Source organism: Kineococcus rhizosphaerae (genome assembly GCF_003002055.1).
GTDB lineage: Bacteria > Actinomycetota > Actinomycetes > Actinomycetales > Kineococcaceae > Kineococcus > Kineococcus rhizosphaerae.
The window spans coordinates 75194-96569 of record NZ_PVZF01000007.1; the positions used below are offsets into that span (position 1 = coordinate 75194).

The following is a 21376-nucleotide window of genomic DNA, read 5'->3' on the forward strand; positions in this document are numbered from 1 at the left end:
ATCTTGATCGGACCTGGGCCGGTCCCGCTCGGCCGAGCTCTCATCGCTCGATGTCGGTCGACGTTGTCTATCAGTGTTGACACGAGATAACAACCGGTGCTCTACTCCGTTACCACGTGACAAGCGACCCGGTCCGATGTCGGCGGCTCGTTATCACGAGGTAACCCTCGGTGCACAGCCACTACCCCTACCGAGGGCCACGGCACCCTTGCTTGCGATCGACGAAGGAGTCGTCATGCCTGAACACCACCCCACCGCCGCCTCCGCGGCGACGGCCGCTCCGGCCGCGCCGGGCGCGCCGGTCGCCCAGGTCCTCGCCGCCGACGTCGTCGAGGCCGGTGCGGACTCGGGACCGATGCGGTCCCCGGTCAAGGCGGGCTACATCATCTTGCTGCTGGTGACCATGTTCGGCGCCTACGTCGCGCTGGTGGCCCCCATCGGCCTGTCCCTGTCGCTACGAGTGCAGCAACTGGCCCCCTCCAACGTCGAGGTCCTGGGCTACATCATCGGCGCCGGCGCCCTCGTCAACACCGTCACCGGCCCGCTGATCGGCTTGTGGAGCGACCGCACCCGATCGCGGTTCGGCCGCCGCCGTCTCTTCTCCCTGGGCGGGGCCCTGCTCGGCATCCTCGGTCTGGTCGTCATCGCCACAGCCGGGGCGATCCCCCTGGTCTTCGTCGGCTGGATCCTGGCCTCCTTCGGCTGGACCACGGTCATGAACTCCCTGCTGTACTCCCAGGCCGACCGCCTGCCCGAGTCGCAGTACGGGAAGGTTGCCGGCTTCAGCGGATTCGTCCAGATGGTCGCCCCCGTCGCCGGGGTTGGCCTGGCCAGCGCCTTCTTGGGCAACAACTACCTGGTCTTTCTCGTGCCCGGCGCCCTTGGCCTGCTCACCGCGCTGGCCTGGTTCGCCTTCTCTCGCGAGCAGGACACCCGCACCGTCGACCTTCCCCAGCCGCTGACGCCGCTGGCCCTGGTCCGCAGCCTCGTCTTCGACCCCCGCCGCTACCCCGACTTCGCGTGGAATTGGCTGGCGCGTCTGCTTTTCATGACCGGGGTGACGTTCTCCTCCACCTTCACCTCCTTGTTCTTCGCCGCCCGCCTGACCCCCAGCGGTCAGGTCGCCGACCTCGGCTCGATCCTGGTCATCGCCTCGATGGTGAGCCTGGTCACCACCGGCATCGGCGCCCTGGGCTGCGGGTTCGTCTCCGACAAGCTCGGCCGCCGCAGGATCTTCGTGCTGGGCTCCGGCGTCCTCTACACCCTCGGCGCGATCATCCTGGCCTTCGGCGGCCACAGCTTCAACGTCTTGATGGTCGGTTCGGGGATCATGGGCCTGGCCCTGGGCATCTTCTCCGCCGTCGACCAGGCCCTCGTCCTGAACGTCCTGCCGGAGAAGGACACCGACGCCGGCCGCTTCCTGGGCATCAACGGCTATACCACCTCGATCGCCCAGGCCGTCGCCCCCCTGCTGGCCGCGCCGCTGCTGCTCATCGGCGTCAGCGCCGGGCAGAAGAACTACGCCCTGCTGTTCATGGTCGCCGCGGGCTGCACCCTCATCGCCGGATTTCTGGTCCAGGCGAAGGTTCGCGCCGTGCGCTGACCCCTCACCCACCGCTTGGACCTGCCCCTTCCCGCCCTGGAGATCCCTCGATGACGACCACGCTGTTCACCGGTGGGTGGACCTTCCACCGCGACCACAACCTCGACGCCAACGCCGTCTTGGAACTCAACTCCATCGCGGGACTCCCCGTCCGCCTGCCGCACGACGCGATGATCGCCCAGCCCCGCACCGACCAGGGGGGCTCGGGCAACCATGGCGGCTTCTTCACCGGTGGTCGCTACACCTACCGGACGTCGTGGACGGCTCCCGAGGACGCAGGAACCATCACCTACCGGCTGATGTTCGAAGGCGTTTACGGCGTTGCACGAGTCCTGGTCGACGGGGTGGAAGTCGCCCACAACGACAGCCCCTACCGCGAGTTCACCGCCTCCCTGGCCGGGGTCCGGCCCGGTTCGACGGCGAGCATCGTGGTGGAGGTGGACAACCGCGCCACCCCCAACAGCCGCTGGTACACCGGGTCGGGCATCTACCGTCCGGTGTGGCTGCAGGCTCTGACCCGCAGGCGCATCGCCGGCGACGGCCTCCGCGTCGTGACGCGATCGGTACCGGTCCCAGGCGCCACCGGTCCCACCCGCGCGGTGGTCGACGTCAAGGTCGCGCTCGAAGGTCCGCGCGTGGCGGGAGAGCGAGTGTTGGCGCAGTTCGAACGAGACGGCGCCGTGGTGGCGCAGGCTGAGGGCGCGGTGTCGGTCGATGCCGCCGATCTCACCCTCACCCTCGACGAGCCCCAGCTGTGGTCGCACGACAACCCGCACCTGTACGACCTGCGGGTCCGGCTCCTCGTGGGCGGCGAAGCCGTCGACGAGCGCGTCGAACACACCGGACTGCGCACGATCGAGGTGGATGCCCGGCGCGGCTTGCGCATCAACGGCCGCTCCGTCCTGCTGCGTGGGACCGCGGTGCACCACGACAACGGGCCGCTGGGGGCCGCAACCTTCGCCGCGGCCGAGTGGCGGCGGGCACGAGCACTCAAGGAAGCCGGCTTCAACGCCGTGCGCAGCGCCCACAACCCGCTCTCCCGCTCCTTCCTCGACGCCTGCGACGCGCTGGGCCTGTACGTCATGGACGAGCTCACCGACGTGTGGGTGCGCCACAAGACCCCCCACGACGAGGCCGAACGGTTCCTGGACAGCTGGCGCGAAGACGTCGCCTCGATGATCGCCAAGGACCGCAACCGCCCGAGTGTGATCCTCTACTCCATCGGCAACGAGATCGCTGAGTCGGCCACGCCCGAAGGCGTCGCCATCGCTCACCACATCAGCCGCCATGTGCGTGAGCAGGACCCCACCCGCCCCACGACGATCGCGGTCAACCCGCTGCTGGCGATGATGGCTTCCCGTTCGGCCAGCGCGGGCACTGGCGAGCAGGGCCCGGCCGAGCGGTCACCGGCCACCAGCACCCTGGCCAACGAGGTCGCAGCGCGGATGGGCCGCCTCATGGTCTTGGCCTCCCGCTTGCCGGCTGCCGAGCGCGCCACCCGCGACGTGTTCGAGGCCGTCGACGTCGCCGGGTACAACTACGGCTACGCCAGTTACCCCGCAGCCCGGCGACGTCACCCGCACCGGGTGATCGTGGGGACGGAGTCGCTGCTGGGCGACCTGCCGGCGATCTGGAAGCGCGTCACCTCCGACCCCGGGGTGATCGGTGACTTCAGTTGGACCGGCTGGGACTACCTCGGTGAGGTCGGGCTGGGGTACTGGAGCTACGGTTCCGAGCCCGGCGGCATCGCCAAGCCCTACCCCGGTGTCCTGGCCGGCTGCGGAGCCTTCGACATCACCGGCATCTCCGGTGCCGCCCTCATGCTCGTCCAGGCCGTGTGGGGCACCACCGACGTCCCCGGCATCGCGGTGCGCCCCCTGGACCGCGCCGGGCAACGCCCCAACCGCTCACCGTGGTTGCCCTCGGACGCCGTGGCCAGCTGGTCGTGGGGCCAGCTGAGCGGCACCGCGCAGATCGAGGTGTACACCACCGGTGACCGGGTCGAACTGCTGCTCAACGGCCAGTCCCTGGGCCGGCGCACACCGCGCGGCTTCGTGGCGCGCTTCCGCACCCCCTACCGCCCCGGGGAGCTGACCGCGATCGCCTACCGCGGCGGTGTCGAGATCGGCCGCCGCAGCCTGCGCTCGGCCGGCGCCCCCCGGTTGCGGGCGCGTGCGGAATCGGCGGACCTGCGCGGCCCGGACGACCTGTCGTACGTCTGGCTGGAACTGGCCGACGAGGCCGGCACGGTCGCCTCCACCCACGAGGACACGATCAGCGTCAGCGTCTGCGGCCCGGCGACGCTCATCGCGCTGGGTAGCGCGGCCCCCTCCACGACCGAGGGTTTCACCAGCTTCACCCGCACGACGTTCCGCGGCCGAGTCCTGGCCATCGTGCGTGGCACCGACGAATCCGGCGAAGTCACCGTCCGCGCCAGCTCGAAGAACCACGGTGACGCCAGCTTGACCCTGACCGCGACAGGCAGCACCCGCCACCTCGTGGCCGCCGCCCGCAAGGAGTGACAGTGAGCAACACGCTGAGCAACACGGTGAGCAACCACGAGCCGGTCATCGCCGGCTTCTTCCCCGACCCCTCCATCTGCCGGGCGGGTGACACGTACGTCCTGGTGAACTCCAGCTTCGAGTACCTGCCCGGACTGCCCGTGCACACCAGCACCGACCTGACCACGTGGACGTTCGCCGGCAACGCGCTCACCCGGGTCGAGCAGATCGCCGAGAGCGGCGGGCACCCCAGCTCGGGGATGTTCGCCCCCACGATCCGCCACCACGACGGCCGGTACTGGATCATCGGCACCGACGTCAACGGCATCCCCGCCGGACGCGGGCACTTCCTCATCCACGCCACCGACCCCGCAGGGCCGTGGTCGGACCCGGTTCACCTGCCCGAAGCGATCGGCATCGACCCCGACATCGCCTGGGACGAGCACGGCACCGCGCACGTGACGTGGTGCTCGCTGGACCCCAGCCAGCCGGGCATCCGCTGCGCCCCCTTCGACACCGCCACCGGTGCCCTCCTGGCCCCCTCCCGGCAGCTGTGGTCGGGCACCGGCCTGGCCGCTCCGGAAGGACCGCACCTGTACCGCCGCGACGGGTGGTGGTACCTGCTGCTGGCCGAAGGGGGGACCGAGCGCGGACACACCGCCACGATCGCCCGGGCCCGCACCCTGGAAGGTTCCTTCGAGGCCAACCCCCGCAACCCCTTCCTCACCCACCGCAGCCTGACCCACCCGGTCCAGAACGTGGGGCACGCCGACCTCGTCGAACTACCCGACGGACGGTGGGCGGCCGTGCACCTCGGGGTGCGCAACCGCGGACCGTCGCCGGGGTTCCACGTCAACGGTCGCGAGACCTTCCTCGTGGGCATCGACTGGGTGCAGGGCTGGCCCGTGGTCGACGAGGACCGCTTCGACGTCCCGCCCGCCGACCACGCGTTCCACGACAGGTTCACCGCCGCCGACCTGCACCCGCGCTGGCTCGGCGCCGGACGCTTCCCGGCCTCCTTCGCGCGCACCGGTCCCGACGGCCTCGTCCTCGACGCCGGCGGCGGCCGTTCGCTGCTGGCGGCCCGCGCCACCGACGAGACGTGGACCGCCTCGACCGAGGTCAGCCTCGAGGACGGCAGCTGCCGCTTCCTACTGCGCATCGACGACCGCCACTGGTACGGGCTGACCTACGACGGACACGCCGTCGAGGCCGTCTTGACCATCGGCCCGGTCCAACACACCGTCGGGCGCTGGGAACCGGAAACCGACACCCCCGGCACCGCCACGCTGGGCATCCGGGTCACCGCGCCCCGATCGCTGGCTCCTGGCCTGTTCAGCGAGCCGGACGGTGTCGAACTGCTGGCCGGCTCCAACGGCTCAGGCGGCTTCGCGCACAGCTTCGGGGTCTTCGACGGCCGTTACCTGTCCACCGAGGTCGCCGGAGGGTTCACCGGCCGAGTCTTCGGCGTCGAAGCGGTCAGCGGTCAGACCCGGGTGCACGCGATCAGCTACCAGCCGGGCGACCGCACCCCGCCGACCCCCTGAAGCAGACTCCACCACGCCGTGAGGAACTCCATGACGCCCCCCCCCGTACCGCGATGCCGCGCTGCCCGTGGAGCAGCGGATCGACGACCTGCTGAGCCGCATGAGCTTGGAGGAGAAGGCCGGGCAGCTGACCCAGTACTTCTACCTCGGCGTCCCCGAGCTGCCCGAGGACTTCGACATCGACTCCCTGCCCCCCGAGCACCGCGCCTTCGTCGAGCAGCCCAAGCAGATCGAGAGCGCCATCGCGGCGGGCCAGGTCGGATCGGCGCTGTTCGTCAAGGACCCGGTGCTGGTGAACCGTCTGCAGCGCCTGGCGGTGGGCACCACACGCCTGGGCATCCCGCTGCTGTTCGGCTTCGACGTCGTGCACGGCCTGCGCACCGTCTTCCCCGTGCCCCTGGCCCTGGCGGCCAGCTGGGACCCGGACCTGATCAAGGACGTGCAGGCGGTCGCGGCACGCGAGGCCCGGGCGGCGGGCATCCACTGGACGTTCGCGCCGATGATCGACATCGCCCGCGACGCCCGCTGGGGACGCATCGTCGAAGGCGCCGGTGAAGACCCAGTGCTGGGGGCTGCGGTCGCCGCCGCTCAGGTGCGCGGTTTCCAAGGCGACCTGGGCGCCCAGAGCGTCCTGGCCGGCCCCAAGCACTTCGCCGGGTACGGAGCCGCGCGCGGCGGACGCGACTACGAGGACGCCGAGGTGTCCGACAACGAGCTGTGGAACGTGCACTTCCCTCCCTTCCGCGCCGCGATCGACGCTGGGGCGGTGAACGTCATGAGCGCCTACATGGACCTCAACGGCGTACCGGCCTCGGCCAACCGCTGGCTGCTCACCGACGTCCTGCGCCAGGAGATGGGCTTCAGCGGGTTCGTCGTCTCCGACGCCAACGCCGTGCGCTCCCTGCAGATCCAGCACCTCGCAGCCGACCCGGCCGATGCCGCGGTCCGGGCCCTGAACGCCGGGCTCGACATGGAGATGGCCATGTCCGAGGCGGCCTTTGCGCACCTGCCCCAGGCCGTTGCCGCAGGGCGGGTGGCCGAGCGCGACATCGACGTCGCGGTACGGCGGGTACTCGAAGCGAAGTTCCGGCTCGGGTTGTTCGAGACGCCCCTCGTCGACGAAACCGCCGCCGAAGCCACGCTGAGCTCCGGCGCCCACCGCGACCTGGCCCGTACCGCCGCCGCGCGATCGATCGTGCTGCTGAAGAACGCCGAGCACACGCTGCCGCTGACCCCGTCGTCCCTGCGCTCCCCGGGGTCGGTCGCGGTGATCGGGCAACTCGCCGACAGCCAGCGTGACCTGCTGGGTCCCTGGGTCTTCGACCACGACACCAGTGAGACCGTCACGATCCTGCACGGGCTACGCCAACGGCTGGGTGAGGACGTCGTCGCCCACGCTCCCGGAGCAGGCATCACCGAGCGGTTGTTCCCCTCCGCCTTCGACCAAGCTGACCCCACGATCCTCACCACCCCCGCGGACTGGGACGACGACGCCGAGATCGAACACGCCGTCCAGCTCGCCGCGGCCGCCGCCGTCGCCGTGGTGGTCGTCGGTCAGCGGCAGAACCAGGCCGGGGAAAAGGCCTCGACAGCGACACTAGCGCTGCCCGGGCGCCAACTCGAGCAGCTGCAACGCATCACAGCCACGGGAACCCCCGTCGTCGTCGTGATGGTCTCCGGGCGGCCGCTGGACCTGCGGTGGGCCGATGCGCACGTGGGAGCCATCGTGCAGGCCTGGTACCCCGGTACCCGTGGGGGCGAGGCCGTCGCGGACGTCCTGCTCGGGCAGGTCTCTCCCGCCGGGCGGCTGCCCCTGCAGTGGCCCCGCCACGTCGGGCAAGTCCCGATGACCTACGCGCACTACCGCACGTTCGAGCCGGAGAACGCCGGCTCACGCTACTTCGAGGAACCCAGCACCCCGCTGTACCCGTTCGGGCACGGCCTCAGCTACGCCTCCTTCGAGTACAGCGACCTGCGTCTGGACCGTGACGAGATCACTGTCGGGCAGAGCACCACGGTCTCGGTGACGGTCCGCAACACCTCCCAGCGCGAGGGGGACGAGGTGGCGCAGCTGTACATCCACCAGCGCCACGGCACCTCCTCACGTCCCGTGCGAGAGTTGAAGGGGTTTCAGCGCATCACCCTCGCCGCCGGCGAACAGCGCGAGCTGACCTTCACCCTGGGCCCGGAACAGCTGAGCTACTGGAGCGCCGTCACCCGTGGCGTCGTGCAGGACGCCACGACCGTCGACCTGTGGATCGGTGGCGACTCCACCGCCGAGCTGAGCACCACCTTGAGCGTCCGCGCGTGAGCAGCGCCGGACCTGACGACACCGAAGGACGGACGATGACCACCCCCGACGAGACCACCCCCGGGACCCGCGCCGATGAGACGAGCGCCTCCGACCAGACCACCGGTGCGATCGCACCCTCCGGTTTCCTCTGGGGAGCCTCCACTGCTCCGCACCAGACCGAAGGCAACAACGTCGGCAGCGACTGGTGGGTCTACGAGCAGCGCATGCCGTACTTCAACCCCAGCGGTGACGCCGTGGACAGCTACCACCGTTACGAAGAGGACATGCGCCTGTTGGCCCAGGCCGGGCTGAACGCCTACCGCTTCGGGGTCGAATGGGCCCGCATCGAGCCGCTGCCGGGTCAGTTCTCCCTCGCCGAGCTCGCCCACTACCGCCGGATGATCGACACCGCCTTGAGCCTGGGGCTGACCCCAGTGGTGACCCTGCACCACTTCTCCAGCCCCCGGTGGTTCGTCGAAGGAGGCGGCTGGCTCGCCGAGAACGCTGTCGAGCGGTTCTGCGCCTACGTCGAGCGCGTCAGCGACATCCTCGACGGCGTCGAGTGGATCTGCACGATCAACGAGCCGAACATGTTCGCCTTCATGATGCTCATGGCCGCAGCGATCAACTCCGACGCGGTTCCCGCGATGGACACCCCCACCGTGCAGCGCGAAGACGGGTTCGTGCTGCCCCGCCCCCTGCCGCAGGCCACGCAGCGGTTGATCGAAGCCCACCACGCCGCCCGCGAGGTCCTGCGCCGCCGCACACGGGCCAAGGTCGGCTGGACCCTGGCCAACCTCGTCATCCACGCGACGGGACCGGAGGCTGAGGCGATGGCGCAGGAGGAACGTGAGGTCCGCGAGGACGTCTTCCTGCGCGCCGCACGAGGCGACGACTTCATCGGCGTCCAGGCCTACTCGGTGCAGCCCGTCGACAGCGATGGCCTGGTGCCGCACCCGCCGCACCCGGACAACACCCTGGTGGGCACCCCCTACCGCCCCGACGCCCTCGGGATCGCCGCGCGGCACGCCTGGGAGGTGACCGAGCACGTCCCCGTCCTGGTCACCGAGAACGGCATCGCCACCGCTGACGACGCCCGCCGCATCGCCTACACCCGCGAGGCGCTGAAGGGCTTGTTCGGCGCCGTGGACGACGGAGTCGACGTGCGCGGTTACCTGCACTGGAGTGCACTGGACAACTTCGAGTGGGGCCACTGGGAGCCGACCTTCGGGCTCATCGCCGTCGACCGCCAAACCTTCGCCCGCACCCCCAAGCCGAGCCTGGCCTGGCTGGGCGACACCGCTCGTCGCGGGCGGTCCTGAACACCTCAGATCGCACCAACGCCGCCGCCCGCCGGTGTTGCAACCGGAACTGATGCCGGCTCCACCGCCGACGCCGACGCCGACGGCGACGGCGGCGGCGGCGGCCTGTGCTGGCCTGCTCGATGAACCACCATGGAAGCCACCGTGAGAACCATCCGGACTGCGCCCTCGCACCCATCCCCACCAATAGTGCTCTCACAACGGCACCGCCAAAGCTACCCCTCGTGAGCACCACGCTCGCTCAACCGACGGCACCGATCCTCGTGAGGGGGACATGTGGACACCATGGATGAGCTGGTCGACCCCGCGCTGCGCCAGGCTGCCCACTTCTGGCGACGGTGGACACCCCGGACGCCGGTCGCCTACCGGCGCCAGGTCCGCGCCATCAACGCGTTGAGGATTCTCAACACCCTCAGCGCCCGCCCGCCGCGCGGTGGCGTCGGTGTCACACGCGAGCGTGTACACGGTGACCTCCGCACCAGCCATCACTGGACCACCCGGCGCGATGGCACCCCGATGCGGCTGATGGTGATGCGGCCCGCGGTGGCACGTACCGAGGTGACCGGTGTGCTCTGGATCCACGGGGGCGGCTACGCCACCGGCAGTCCAGAGCAGTCCCGCGCCCTCGCCGAACGCCTCGTCGCAGCGACCGACAGCGTGGTGGTCCTGCCGGACTACCGTCTCTCCGTCCAGATGCCGTACCCCGCCGCGCTGCACGACTGCTACGACGCACTGATCTGGTTACGCGATCACGCCGGCGAGCTCGGTGTGGCCCGTGACCAACTGGTCGTGGGCGGTGAGAGCGCCGGCGGCGGATTGACCGCGGCGGTGAGCCTGCTGACGCGCGACCTCGGCCAGGTCGCCATCGCCTTCCAGGTCCCGCTGTACCCGATGCTGGATGACCGGCCCACCGAATCCTCGCGCTCTAGCACCGCGCCGGTGTGGAACACCGTCACCAACGACACCGCCTGGGACCTTTACCTCGGCCCCCTGCGCGCCCACGCCAAGAACGGCACCGGCCCACCAGCCTATGCCGCCCCCGCACGAGCGCTCGACCTCTCCGGATTGCCACCCACCCTGACCTTCGTCGGCGACCTGGAACCCTTCTACGACGAAGTCGTGGACTACGTGAGGCGCCTGCAGGAAGCTGGAGTGCCGGTACTGCACCGCATCTTTCCCGGCGCCTTCCATGGTTTCGACCTGGTCGCTCCCGCCGCGCCCACCAGCCAGGAGGCCCGCGCCTTCACTCTCGACGGCTTTCGCCAGTTCAGCGCGACGTTCCGGTCAGAACAACCGTCGTCAGCAGCGGACTGATGACCGAACCTGGCCGGTGGCGTTGTGAGCAACTACTCGGGACAGGGTCCGAAACCAACGCTGATGCAGGATCCGCTGTCCTCATTACAACCAATTTCGACCACCATGCCAGCCAGGACCTCCGTGCTCTCCTATCGTTCCAGCCTTGATGTCTCCCGTGAACTCGCTCAGGCCGTTGCCCGCCTACTATCGGCTCACCGCGTCAGGGTTGGTACTCGTCGGGGACGCCGGGCTCTAGGTTGCTTCGCTCAGGCCGTACTGCTGCTGCGGTTCATGCGTCAACGTGCCGCGGTCGCCGACCTCGCCCGCGATAACGCCGTGAGTCTCAAGACGGCCTACCGCTACCTGCACGAAGCTTTGGATGTGCTCGCCGCCGAAGCACCTGAACTGCCTGAAGTCGTCGCCAAGGCCGTGACTAGGAGAACCGAGCACCTACTGCTCGACGGCACCCTCATCGAAAGCGACCGAGTTCACGACCCTGGCGGTCAAAAGGACCGCTGGTACTCCGGCAAGCACCGCCACCACGGTGGTCTCGTGCAGGTCGTTACCGATCCCGACGGTCGGCCGCTGTGGGTGTCACCGGTCGAGCCCGGCAGTACCCACGACTTGACCGCGGCGCGTGTGCATGCCCTACCTGCCCTCTACCGTGCTTCTCGCAACGGCGTTCCCACCCTGGCCGATAAGGCGTACACCGGCGCTGGGGTCGGCATCCGCGTTCCCATCCGGCGTCCCAGGGGCAGACAAGTTCTCGACGCTCCCACGCAGGGATGGAACTCATATGTGAACTCCGCTCGTGTCTTCGTCGAGCACGGTATCGCCCACTTGAAGAGTCGCTGGCGGGCGCTCCAGCGGGTCAGCCTCTGCCCGTGGCGCATCTCCGTGATCGTCGCCACGGCCCTCGTCCTTAGTCAAATAGAAAACCGTTACTGACAAGGGCTCAATATAAATAGGGTTGATAAGTTAAGTTAAAAACCATTGCGAGCCAAAAAATTCTACTTTGCGCCAGTCAGCTTCAAGCCTGAACCAGCATAACTATACTTGCACTCAGTGGTTCTTATGTTCCTACGCCGGCATAGAAAACGGACGAGGGCCAGCACCGGTTGGTGCTGGCCCTCGCCTGCGCAGAAGTCCTAGTGCCTCAACTGAAGGTCACTGCGCGATGATCATTGACTTCAGCCAAGAGGGGTGTCGATGATCAGGTCAGTGCTTCCCGTCAGGTTGACGGTGTTACCCGCCGCGTCCGTCACCGTGGTGGAGAAGGCGTTGATGGTGCCCGGCACCTGAGCCACGTTCGGAGAGCTGGGAACGGTCCCACCGACCTTCGCCAGGTTCGCAGTCGTCACCGGAACGACCACCTGACCGTTAGTCACAGTCGCGCCCGCAGCATTGGTGTAGTTGCCGACAGTCCAAGCGTCCGTAGCCGAGTTGGTGATCTGGAAAACTTCACCATCAGCGTCCGTGAAGCGGAGTGCCGCGGTGGAGCCGACCGTCACCGCTTCGCTGAACTGCAAGGTGATCGAGTCACCATCGTCGATGACACCGCTGATGCCGCTGCCTTCGGTCAGCGTGGTCGAGACGACCGTGGGCTTCACCGTGTCAGCGTCGCCCTTCTGAACGGTGAAGTAGGTAGCCGACGACTCATCGCTCGACGAGCCCTCAGCGGACACAGCGGTGACCGTCGCACCGTACTTGGCGTTCGGAAGGTTGAAGACCGTCGCCGTCGTAGCGGATCCAGTGGTGCTCACCGTCTGCACAGCAGTTCCAGTGATCAAGCCGGTGGTGGCGTCAACTGCGTACACATTGACGTCGTAGTGATCGACGAGTCCCGCTGCGGGGCTTGCGGGCGTCACCGAGAACTTGACGTCGTAGTTGCTCGCAGAGGTGTCGTCGAGGTTACCGATGGACGTGACCGCAGGGGCGGCAGGGGCGGCCGGGATGTCCGTAACCAGGTCGAAAGTCGACTGGAAGTTGGAGCTGTAGGTGCTCGCGGTCACCGTGTCACCAACCGAGAGCGCCGACAAGAACTGGGCCTGAGACGTCGTGTTCCCGTCGTAGGCGTACACGTCGCCGGACTTGAACACGTAGTTCGCGTAGTCCGTGCCGTCGAAGAGAACAGCCGAGCTCTTGTCGCTCGCCACACTCGTGACCGTGGCAGCGGTCACCGAGCCGGTCGCCTCTGCAGGAGTCCAAACCGTGGCTGCACCGACAGCGAAAGCTTCGACGGGTGCCTTGGGGTTGGCGTTAGCAGAGGTCGGGACGGCAAGGTCAAGGCCGCTGCTGAGCGCAGCGTCGGTGGAGTTCAGCCACACAACGGGACGAACATTGCCGTAGGTGCTGCTGTTGACCGCGAAAGTGATCGAGCCAGCGGCAGGAGTCACCGAGGTCACTCGGCTGCCAGTCGCGCTCACACCATTGACCACGGAAATCTGAGCACCAGTGCTGGAGCTCGTCTGGGTACCGTCCGCAACATTCGCCGTGCCGTCAGCGTCTGCGAAGAGGGTCGCTCCGGAGGCGTTGGTGCTGATGCTGCTCGCAGGAACGAGGGCGATGGAGTACGTCTTGGTGGAGTCGAGACCGGAGACGGAGTACTGCACGGATCCCGCGGTCGGCGCCGCGCTCGACGATGCAGGAACCGTGGCTCCGCCACCCGCGATGGTGTACGCCTGGTTGCTCGTGACGTCGCCGCCACCAGCGGTCTTGGCCGCTGCGGTCAACGAAGCCGGGACGCTGTTGACGTCACCGAAGACGGTGGCGGTCTTGAGGGTGCTGGCGTGCGTCGCCAGGTACCCAGAGGTACCGGTGCCGAGGCTGCCGGTGCCGAGGGTCAGCAGGATCGGGGCCTTGTTGATCGCGGCCCAGGGGCCGGCCGCCAGGGCGTCGATCTTGTCGCCGTTGGCGATGGAGGCGGCGGTGGTGCCGTAGGCGTTCTGCGTGATGCCGTACTCGGCGATCTTCTGCGCGGTCAGCGAACGGTCGTCACCGGCGAGCGTCGTCACGGTGGCACCGAGGGCGCCGACGGCGGTCTTGACGGAGTCGGTGATGGCGTTACCGAGGACGACGACGTTCTTGACGCCACCGGAGGTGATGGCGGCGGCGGTCTCGGCGGGCAGCGAGTTCGCGTTCGTCAGCAGCACCGGGGTGCCGTCGTACGAGAGCGGGCTGGCGGCGAGCGCGTCGGGGGAGACCTGGCCGGCGAGGAGGTCCGCGCGGGCGAGGAAGACCGTCGTGGCCTTGGTCGACGCCAAGTTGTAGACCTTGGCGGCGGTGTCGAAGCGGTTGGCACCGGCGACGACCTGGACCGAGAGGCCAGCAGCGGTCATCTGGGCGAGCGCGGTGGCGTCGACCGAGTTGGTGTCCCCGAGGACGATCGCCTTCGTGGCGCCGAGCTTCTTGATGGCGTCGACCGTGAAGGTGGGGACGTTGCTCTTCTGCGTGAGCAGGAGCGGCGCCTTGTTCAGACCAGCGGCGTAAGCCCCGGCCTGAGCGTCGATGGCGCGGTCACCGTTGGCGACGACGACGGTGTCAGCCGTCGTGAACGCGGTGGTGGCGACGCGAGCGGCGGTGTCGAAGCGGTCGACACCGGAGACCTGCGAAGCGGCGGGGTCGAAACCAGCTGCAGCCTGAGCCGGCACGGCCGCGAGGCCGAGGCCGGACAGACCAACAAGAGCCGCAACGCCGGCCCCGATACCACGCCGGCGCAACCGGGAGGTTGCTGCGGTCACGATTGCCTCCAAGGCATGTGAAGTGATGTTCCCCCCCGTGGGGGCCGGCCCGATTTCGAGCCTCGCCACCCCGCCGCTCCGCTACTCAGCGGAGTGACTCGGTGACGGAACTGAACGTACACGAGAGTCACACCAGCAACACGGGGAGTAACGGAAGATCATCACGGTCTACGGCGTGTCGCATGGCACACACAGCGCGTGACCTGCGGTTTTGCTGTCGACAGCTCAAAGTTACAGTTTGGTAACGGACAGCATCACTCGTCCCGACTGCCCCAGGTACCCCATCCGGAGTAGTCACAAGGGGTGGGGTGACCATCTACGCACGGACCATCACTCTTAGTGACTCGTGTGGGTGAGCCTTCCTGGACCACCTCTCACTGGCTCAACTGGGTAGCCGTCGCTGACTGTGACGAGATGGATCACGACCTGGATCCATCGGGCGCACGATGAGCCGGAACGGCCAAGCTGTGCGATCACGAAGAGTGGACCACCGCCGTACCCGGCCTCCCTACCGACTCTCACTCCACGTCACCAACCACATCGATGCGGCTACGGATATTGCGTTTGTGGGCGATGTTGCCGATGCTGTCGACCTACACCGAGGGGGACCGCATGACCATCGACGCGAGCAGAGGACCCACCGACGCCGACAGAGCCCGAGAGGCGCTCGAGACGGTCCGTCGGTACCTGGCCAGCCACCCGGAGACACCCGAGTTCGTCGAGCTGCTCGCCGCGGGCGAGAGCGAGCCGCTCGTGGTGCCCCGCCACGTGGTCGAGCTCCTGGCCACGATCCTGTCGCACATGGCGGCCGGCGAAGGCGTCGCCGTCGTGCCCAAGAACGTGGAGCTGACCACGCAGCAGGCCGCGGACATGCTCAACGTGTCCCGCCCCTACCTGATCAAGCTCCTCGAGCTGGACGAGATCGAGTACCGCAAGGTCGGCACCCACCGGCGCATCGCCTTGGAGTCGCTGCTGGCCTACAAGCGCCAGGACGACCTGCGTCGCGGCGAAGCCGTGGACGAGCTGGGCGCGCTCACCCAGGAACTCGAGGACTGAGCCCGTGTCGTTCGTCGTCGTCTACGACGCCAACGTCCTGTACCCCAACCTGACCAGGGACCTGCTGATCCGCATCGCCCGGCAGGGCCTCGTGCAGGCGAAGTAGTCCGAGCGCATCCTGGACGAAACCTTCGGCAACCTGCAGCGCAACCGTCCGGACCTGCCCGCCGACAGGCTCCTGCGGACGCGAGAGCTCATGGTGAAAGCGGTGGCCGACTGCCTCGTCAGCGGCTACGAGCAGCTGATCGACGCCGTGGACCTGCCCGACCCGGACGACCGTCACGTCCTCGCGGTCGCCATCAAGTCCCACGCCCAGGTGATCGTGACGAGCAACCTCAAGGACTTCCCGGCCAAGGAGCTGGACCGCTGGGACATCGAGGCGAAGTCACCGGACGACTTCGTCTCCGACCAGATCCACCTCGACCGCGCCGTCGTGTACGCCGAGGTCGCGCGGATCGCCGACTCCCGACAGAACCCCCCGCACACGGTGGACGACGTCCTGGACAAGCTGGAAGCGCTGGGACTCGTGAGCTCAGCGGCGCTGCTGCGTCGCACCTGATACTGCCGGTAGCCCGCGCCCCACCCGTCGCGTCACCGACTCGGGCGATCCAGCCCCCTCCCCCACCGCCCGATCCCTTCCGCATGAGGTCCCCCCAGCACGCCAGGCGCGCGGCCCTGTCCGCCGCGGCGCTCGCCGTGCTCGTCCCCCTCCTCCTGCTCGCCCGGGCGCGGTGGGGCGAGGCGCAGCACCTCACCGTCGCCGTCGGCCTGCTCGCCCTGGCCGCGACCGTCCTCGTCCCCGCCCGCCGTCCCCGCGGCTCGCTGGCCGACCTCGCCAAGCACACGGGTGCGGCGGCCGTGTGGAGCACGGGCACCGCGCTCGCGGGCCTGTACCCCACGACCCTCGTCGGTCCGGTGCTGCTGAGCCACGTCGCGCACGCGTTGTCGCTGTCCGGGCTGGCGGTCATCGCCGTCCAGCAGCTGCGCCACGCCCGCGTCGGCGGCGACGACCAACCCCTGCTCGTGGAGGCGGGCCTGTACGGGTCCGTCATGGCCTCGACCGCGTGGGACGGCTTCGCCCGCGCCGGGTACTCCGGCGACGGCTGGTGGGACGCGAGCGCCGGGCTCGTCATCGCGGTGGGCTCGCTCGTGGCGGCGGGCACGATCGTCCTGGCGATCGAGCACCCGCGGCTGCGGCTGTCGAGCGCCGGGGTGGCGCTGGGGGCGCTGGGCACGGAGGTCAGCGCCCTCACCTCGACCCAGCAGCCCCTGACGGGGCAGGTCGCCCTGGTCGCAGCTCTCGTCGGGGCGGTGGCGGTCTTCGCCTTCCACCCCCGCAGCGGTCTCGTCCGGCACGGGGGCGCGGCCACGGCGCGGGCGGTCCGCCGGCTGCGCGTCGCCAGCGTCCTGCCGGCGACGCTGCTGCTCGCCGACGTCGCCGTGTTCGTCGTGTCCCCGCGCGCGGACGGGGTGGTGTTCGTGTTCTTCGCGGCCGTGATCGTCGCGGCGGGCCTGCGGTACGCCGCGACGGCCCGCGCCATCGACCGCACCCGTGACCGGCTGTCGTTCCAGGCCCTGCACGACCAGCTGACGGGCCTGCAGAACCGGGCGGCGCTGCAGAACGCCCTCACCGGGCCCGACCGCACCCAGTCGCTGGTGATCCTCGAGGTCGGCGGCCTGGACGACATCACCGACGTCCTAGGCGTCAGCGTCGGGGAGGACGTGCTGCGCGCGGCCGCGACGAACCTGCGCGAGCACGTCCGGGCCCTGGGCGGCAGCACGTTCCGCGTCCGCCACGACGAGTTCGCGGTGCTGCTGCCGGGCTTCCCCGACGAGGTGGTGCGCCACCTGCCGGGGGCGTTCGCGGCGGTCAGCGCGGCCCCGCTGCAGGTCCCGGGGGCGGGACGTTTCCCCGTCGAGGCCGTCGCGGGCGTCTCCCGCGTGGACCCGGGGGTGCGGGCCGAGGGCGACGCGACGCTGCCGCTCGTCCACGCCGACCTCGCGCTGCGCGACGCGCGGACCACCCCGGCCGGGTCCGGGTACTCGGTGTACTCCGGTGCGGTCGCCGCCCAGCACGCGCGCCGGCTCCTGGTGCGCGAGCGCCTGGCGCTGGCCGTCACCGAGGGCGCGGTGGACGTGCACTTCCAGCCGATCGTGGACTTCTCGACGGGCCGGGTCGTGAAGTTCGAGGCGCTGGCGCGCTGGGACGACGCCGTGCTGGGGCGGGTCTCGCCGGTGGAGTTCATCGCGGTCGCCGAGGAGTCGAACCTCGTCGTCGCGCTCGGCGAGCACGTGCTGCGCCGCGCGGTGCGCTCGGCGCACGCGGCGGGGGTGTTCGCGGCGGGGGTGCGGCTGGCGGTGAACGTGTCGGTGGTGCAGCTGCAGTCGCCCGGTTTCGCGGACGTCGTGCGCGAGATCCTCTCCGCGTACCGGATCCCGCCGAGCCTGCTGACGCTGGAGCTGACGGAGTCGGTGTTCCTGGACTCCGACTCCCCCGCCGAGCGCGTCGTCACCGACCTCGCGGGCCTGGGCTGCCAGATCGCGATCGACGACTTCGGCACGGGCTACTCCGCGTTCGGGTACCTGGACCGGCTGCCCGTGCACGTCCTGAAGATCGACCGGTCCCTGACGCAGTCGCTGACGGGTGAGGGCAACGGCCGCTCCGTCGTGCGGACCGTCGTGGACCTCGCGAACCGGCTGGGCCTGACGGTGGTCGTGGAGGGCGTGGAGACCCACGAGGAGGCGTCAATCTGCCGGTCGATGCAGGCGGGGCTGGGGCAGGGCTGGCTGTACTCGGCGGCCGTCACGGCGGACCGGGTCGCGGCGGAGCTGGAGCGGGAGTACCCGGTGTCGCCGGAGGCGGTGCGCTGACACCAGCGGCCGAGGTGGCTACGGGCGGGTCGTGAGGACCATCGACGTGAGCGTCCTGCGCGACGACGTCGAGCCGATCGTGCGCGACGTCGAGGCCGGCGAGACGGTCACCCTCACCCGCGACGGTCGCCCGGTGGCGCTCGTCACGCCCTGCGTCGACCCGGAGGGACCGCAGACCTGGGTGCCGGCCGCGCGAGCGGTGGGTGCCCTCGCGCACCTGGGGCTACCCGCCGACGTCGCCGCGCGGTGGCGCGGGACGGTCGACGAGAACGTCGTCACCGAGGCGGAGGACCCGTTCACCCGCTGGGAGGAGCTCCAGGCCCGGCTCACGGAGAAGTGACGCACCTCGTGACCTCCGATTCGCCGGGCGCTCCTCCGAGCGGGAGGACGGGGGACCTCACCCAGCCCGGGAGGCCGCCACCACGGCCTCCAGCCGCGGCTCGATCGCCTCGGCCATCAGCACGATCTCGCGTTCCCCGATCCCGTTCCTGCGCGCTCGGTCGCCCCAGTGGGCCAGCGCCTCCGCAATCTGGCGCATCCGCTCCCGAGCCTGGTCCACGGCCAGGCTGCAGTCCCCGGCGATCGCGAGCAGGCCGTCGACCTCGTCGGGAAACGTGTCGGCTCCCGCGATCGACGTCGAGCGCGGACGCCACAGGTCCGGGTTCGGGTTGACGTCGAAGGCGGGGCTCAAGGACCACGACCGGCGGTCGGCCAGGAACCCGTGGTTGCGCAGGTGGTCGTCGGTGTTGCCGAGCACCACGCCGGCGACGATCCGGTCGAAGAGGGCGTGGTGGTCCTGCCGGGGTGAGGACGACAGGTCGCGCACCGCTTCGGCGATGTCGGCGTAGTCCCGCCGCTGGCCGTCGGTCGACTCCGTGGCCGTCATGGCGCTGAGGTACCCGATGCGCACGTCGGGGCCGGCGCGGTCGAACCTGCGCAGGATCAGCACGCTGCGGTCCCCGACACGGGTGAGCCGCCGCCGGGGGGTGGTGATGCCGGCGTCCTGCAGCAGATCGAGGGCGGTGGCCTCCCACGCCATCACGTCCCACCGGTCCGCGGCGTGCGGGAACTTCGCGATCGCCAGGTCCCCGTCCTCCAGCCGCACCGACGCCTTGGGGCGTGCGCCGCCGAGACCCGTGGTCCCGGTGTCGAGGAGCTGCTTCACCGCAGCGGAGGGGTCGGCATCGGAGGTGACCTCGTCCGAGGCGCGCAGCAGCTCCGGCAACGAGACGAGCGGCGGGACGGTCGAAGGGCTGCCGAGGAACTCCTCGTGGCCGGGGGACCGGAACCTCAGCGCACCCTGTCGCGTGTCGTCGCTGACGCCCAGGAGGAAGTCGAGGTCGTCCAGCCGGCGCGGAGTCCGCTGCTCCTCCCGAGCCCGGACCCGCTCCGCCTTCTCGATGAGGTTCCGTCCCCACCGGTCCGGGGCGCTGTCGGCGAAGGCGCGGACCAGTCCCCGCTGGTGCTGGGAACCCGTGACGAGCGGCAGGGCGGGGTCGATGCTCGTACCGTCACCGACGAGGTAGCCGGGGTCGTAGAGGAAGGTCGTGGAAATCTGTCCCCGCGTCCTGGTGACGTGCGCCTGCCCCACCAGCCGGGTGCGTCCGTTCTCGTCGACGAGGACCTCGACGGTCGTCACCGCGCCCGCCTGCGGGTGAGGTGGCCGGCACGCAGACGGCCGAGGTCGGAGTTCAGGGGGTCGATCGACTCGACGACCTGGTCGAGCACGCCGAGGGCGCGCAGCACCTGCGCCACGTTGCCGAAACCCACGCTCGGATCACCTGCTTCGACCTTGCGCAGGGTGTCCCTCGTGATGCCCGCCCGTTCGGACACCTGCGCGGCCGTCAGCCCCAGCACCATCCGCCACCCGCGCACGTGCTCGCCGAAGGAGGTGAGCTGTCGCTCGATGCGGTAGCCGGACACTTCAACCTCCTACGTTGTGGCGATCCAGACAGTCCAAATGCATCTTTGTGACGAGTGTAGTCGCCACTAGTCTCTTTCCGGGCATGTCGTCCTCCCGGCTGACAGACTGGGCCGACCGCGCAGTGAGGGGAGGGTGAGGCACGTGAGCGCTCAGCTCGCCTGGTTGCACCGCGACGACTGGACGTTCGAGGACCTCGCCGGCCTGCCCGACGACGGCTACCGCTACGAGATCCTGGACGGACGGCTCCACGTGACTCCCCCGCCCGAGACCCGCCACCAGGACGTGATCGAGAACCTGCGCGACATCATCCGGCCGCGGCTGCCGGACGGCATGCGCTTCAAGGTGGGGCAGGGGCTGCGAGTGCCCGTGCTGGGCCCGGAGCGCTACGTCATCCCTGATGCCGTGATCGTCACCGGGAGCAGGCCCGACCTGTACTGGGCTCCGGAGAACGTGGTCACAGCGATCGAGGTCACGAGCCCTGGGAGCCAGCTCGACGACCGCGGCAACAAGAAGGAGCTCTACTGCGAGGCCGGGATCGAGCAGTACCTCCTGGTCGACCTCGCTCAGGAGCGTGTCACGAGCTACGGCCTCGAACGGGGCGAGTACGTCGTGTCGTGGGTCCTCGACCGGGACACCGACCCCGTGGGGACGTGGTTGGGGGGCCACCGGTTCGAGACGCTCCTGCGGGACGCCTGACCTGGACGTCCCGACCCGCTCACGACGCGTGTGCAGGTCGGGACGTCGGACTCACGAGAGTCAGCGGCGGCTGTCCTCCACCACGAACCCGCGGTCCAGGCCGTAGTCGGACAGGTAGTCGCGCACCTGCCGGATCTGCGCGGAGCCGATCCCGTCGACGCTGAGCAGGATCTCGGTGACCTCGCGGCGGAACTCGCGCAGCGACGGGGGACGGTTGCCCCCCGCGGGCGGGCGCCGCTCGGAGGACGCCGCCGGGGCGCCCGTGCGGCGCGACTCGACCTTGACGTTCGACGCCTTCGGCCCGCGCTCGCCCTCGGACAGCGTGAACTCGACGGTGGCGCCCTCGAAGTCGCCGTCCTCGCCGCCGACCACGTCCTTGAAGTGGAAGAAGACGTCGTCGGGCGCCTCGGGGCTGCGGATGAACCCGAAGCCGCGCTCCTCGTCGTACGAACGGACCTTGCCCTTGGCCACTGCACCCACCACTTCCTGCTGAACGATCCCGAGCGGACCCCATCCTCTCGCACCTC

General features: G+C 69.6%; 15 protein-coding genes and 1 pseudogene. 12 read left to right on the forward strand and 4 right to left on the reverse strand.

What is annotated here, in order from left to right:
* The first annotated feature begins 235 nt into the window (after positions 1-235).
* From CLV37_RS14410 to CLV37_RS14440, 7 genes are all read left to right on the forward strand, one after another.
* Positions 236-1603, forward strand: a complete 1368-nt coding sequence (locus tag CLV37_RS14410; protein ID WP_211298655.1) for an MFS transporter — start codon at positions 236-238, stop codon at positions 1601-1603.
* Between the two features lie 50 nt (positions 1604-1653).
* Entirely contained in the window at positions 1654-4125 is a 2472-nt protein-coding gene (locus CLV37_RS14415; protein ID WP_106211562.1) for a glycoside hydrolase family 2 TIM barrel-domain containing protein, read from the forward strand.
* A 2-nt stretch (positions 4126-4127) separates the two neighbouring features.
* Positions 4128-5651: a glycoside hydrolase family 43 protein gene (locus tag CLV37_RS14420; protein WP_211298656.1), complete on the forward strand. Its 1524-nt coding sequence runs from the start codon at positions 4128-4130 to the stop codon at positions 5649-5651.
* 100 nt (positions 5652-5751) lie between these two features.
* Complete coding sequence (locus CLV37_RS14425; RefSeq protein WP_106211966.1) at positions 5752-7962, forward strand: glycoside hydrolase family 3 N-terminal domain-containing protein; 2211 nt, start codon at positions 5752-5754, stop codon at positions 7960-7962.
* Between the two features lie 35 nt (positions 7963-7997).
* Positions 7998-9266, forward strand: a complete 1269-nt coding sequence (locus CLV37_RS14430; RefSeq protein WP_106211564.1) for a family 1 glycosylhydrolase — start codon at positions 7998-8000, stop codon at positions 9264-9266.
* A gap of 285 nt (positions 9267-9551) precedes the next feature.
* Positions 9552-10580, forward strand: coding sequence for an alpha/beta hydrolase (locus tag CLV37_RS14435; RefSeq protein ID WP_211298658.1), 1029 nt, complete (start codon positions 9552-9554; stop codon positions 10578-10580).
* Positions 10581-10703: 123 nt separating this feature from the next.
* Positions 10704-11510 carry a transposase family protein gene (locus CLV37_RS14440; RefSeq protein ID WP_170127295.1) on the forward strand — a complete coding sequence of 269 codons (807 nt, stop codon included), beginning with the start codon at positions 10704-10706 and terminating at the stop codon, positions 11508-11510.
* Positions 11511-11752: 242 nt separating this feature from the next.
* On the opposite strand, the gene CLV37_RS14445 is transcribed toward CLV37_RS14440, so the two are convergent.
* Positions 11753-14302 carry a cell wall-binding repeat-containing protein gene (locus CLV37_RS14445; RefSeq protein ID WP_170127276.1) on the reverse strand — a complete coding sequence of 850 codons (2550 nt, stop codon included), beginning with the start codon at positions 14300-14302 and terminating at the stop codon, positions 11753-11755.
* A 612-nt stretch (positions 14303-14914) separates the two neighbouring features.
* Between CLV37_RS14445 and CLV37_RS14450 the strand changes: the two genes are divergently transcribed.
* From CLV37_RS14450 to CLV37_RS14465, 4 genes and pseudogenes are all read left to right on the forward strand, one after another.
* Positions 14915-15358 (forward strand): helix-turn-helix domain-containing protein, encoded by a 444-nt coding sequence (locus CLV37_RS14450; RefSeq protein ID WP_106211972.1) that lies wholly within the window; start codon positions 14915-14917, stop codon positions 15356-15358.
* Positions 15359-15362: 4 nt separating this feature from the next.
* Positions 15363-15917, forward strand: a pseudogene (locus CLV37_RS14455) (VapC50 family PIN domain-containing toxin).
* Positions 15918-16000: 83 nt separating this feature from the next.
* Positions 16001-18229, forward strand: coding sequence for a putative bifunctional diguanylate cyclase/phosphodiesterase (locus CLV37_RS14460; protein ID WP_106211570.1), 2229 nt, complete (start codon positions 16001-16003; stop codon positions 18227-18229).
* A 31-nt stretch (positions 18230-18260) separates the two neighbouring features.
* A complete protein-coding gene (locus CLV37_RS14465; RefSeq protein WP_146149416.1) occupies positions 18261-18569 on the forward strand; it encodes a type II toxin-antitoxin system Phd/YefM family antitoxin in 309 nt (102 codons plus the stop codon).
* A 57-nt stretch (positions 18570-18626) separates the two neighbouring features.
* Here CLV37_RS14465 and CLV37_RS14470 read toward each other — a convergent pair whose 3' ends face one another.
* Both CLV37_RS14470 and CLV37_RS14475 read right to left on the reverse strand, forming a co-directional pair.
* On the reverse strand, positions 18627-19868 hold the full coding sequence (locus CLV37_RS14470; protein ID WP_106211574.1) for a type II toxin-antitoxin system HipA family toxin: 1242 nt from the start codon (positions 19866-19868) through the stop codon (positions 18627-18629).
* Positions 19865-20152 (reverse strand): helix-turn-helix domain-containing protein, encoded by a 288-nt coding sequence (locus tag CLV37_RS14475; RefSeq protein ID WP_106211576.1) that lies wholly within the window; start codon positions 20150-20152, stop codon positions 19865-19867. The genes CLV37_RS14470 and CLV37_RS14475 overlap by 4 nt, the downstream gene beginning before the upstream one ends.
* 142 nt (positions 20153-20294) lie before the next feature.
* Between CLV37_RS14475 and CLV37_RS14480 the strand changes: the two genes are divergently transcribed.
* Complete coding sequence (locus tag CLV37_RS14480; protein WP_170127277.1) at positions 20295-20849, forward strand: Uma2 family endonuclease; 555 nt, start codon at positions 20295-20297, stop codon at positions 20847-20849.
* A gap of 60 nt (positions 20850-20909) precedes the next feature.
* Here the strand turns inward: CLV37_RS14480 and CLV37_RS14485 are convergent, their stop codons facing one another.
* Positions 20910-21320 (reverse strand): cold-shock protein, encoded by a 411-nt coding sequence (locus tag CLV37_RS14485; RefSeq protein ID WP_170127278.1) that lies wholly within the window; start codon positions 21318-21320, stop codon positions 20910-20912.
* Positions 21321-21376 lie beyond the last annotated feature (56 nt).

Bases quoted from the DNA above. Each gene is read 5' to 3' on its own strand.
- CLV37_RS14430 (WP_106211564.1), top strand. From the start codon at position 7,998: ATGACCACCCCCGACGAGACCACCCCCGGGACCCGCGCCGATGAGACG.
- CLV37_RS14435 (WP_211298658.1), top strand. From the start codon at position 9,552: ATGGATGAGCTGGTCGACCCCGCGCTGCGCCAGGCTGCCCACTTCTGG.
- CLV37_RS14450 (WP_106211972.1), top strand. From the start codon at position 14,915: ATGACCATCGACGCGAGCAGAGGACCCACCGACGCCGACAGAGCCCGA.
- CLV37_RS14460 (WP_106211570.1), top strand. From the start codon at position 16,001: ATGAGGTCCCCCCAGCACGCCAGGCGCGCGGCCCTGTCCGCCGCGGCG.
- CLV37_RS14410 (WP_211298655.1), top strand. From the start codon at position 236: ATGCCTGAACACCACCCCACCGCCGCCTCCGCGGCGACGGCCGCTCCG.
- CLV37_RS14425 (WP_106211966.1), top strand. From the start codon at position 5,752: ATGAGCTTGGAGGAGAAGGCCGGGCAGCTGACCCAGTACTTCTACCTC.
- CLV37_RS14415 (WP_106211562.1), top strand. From the start codon at position 1,654: ATGACGACCACGCTGTTCACCGGTGGGTGGACCTTCCACCGCGACCAC.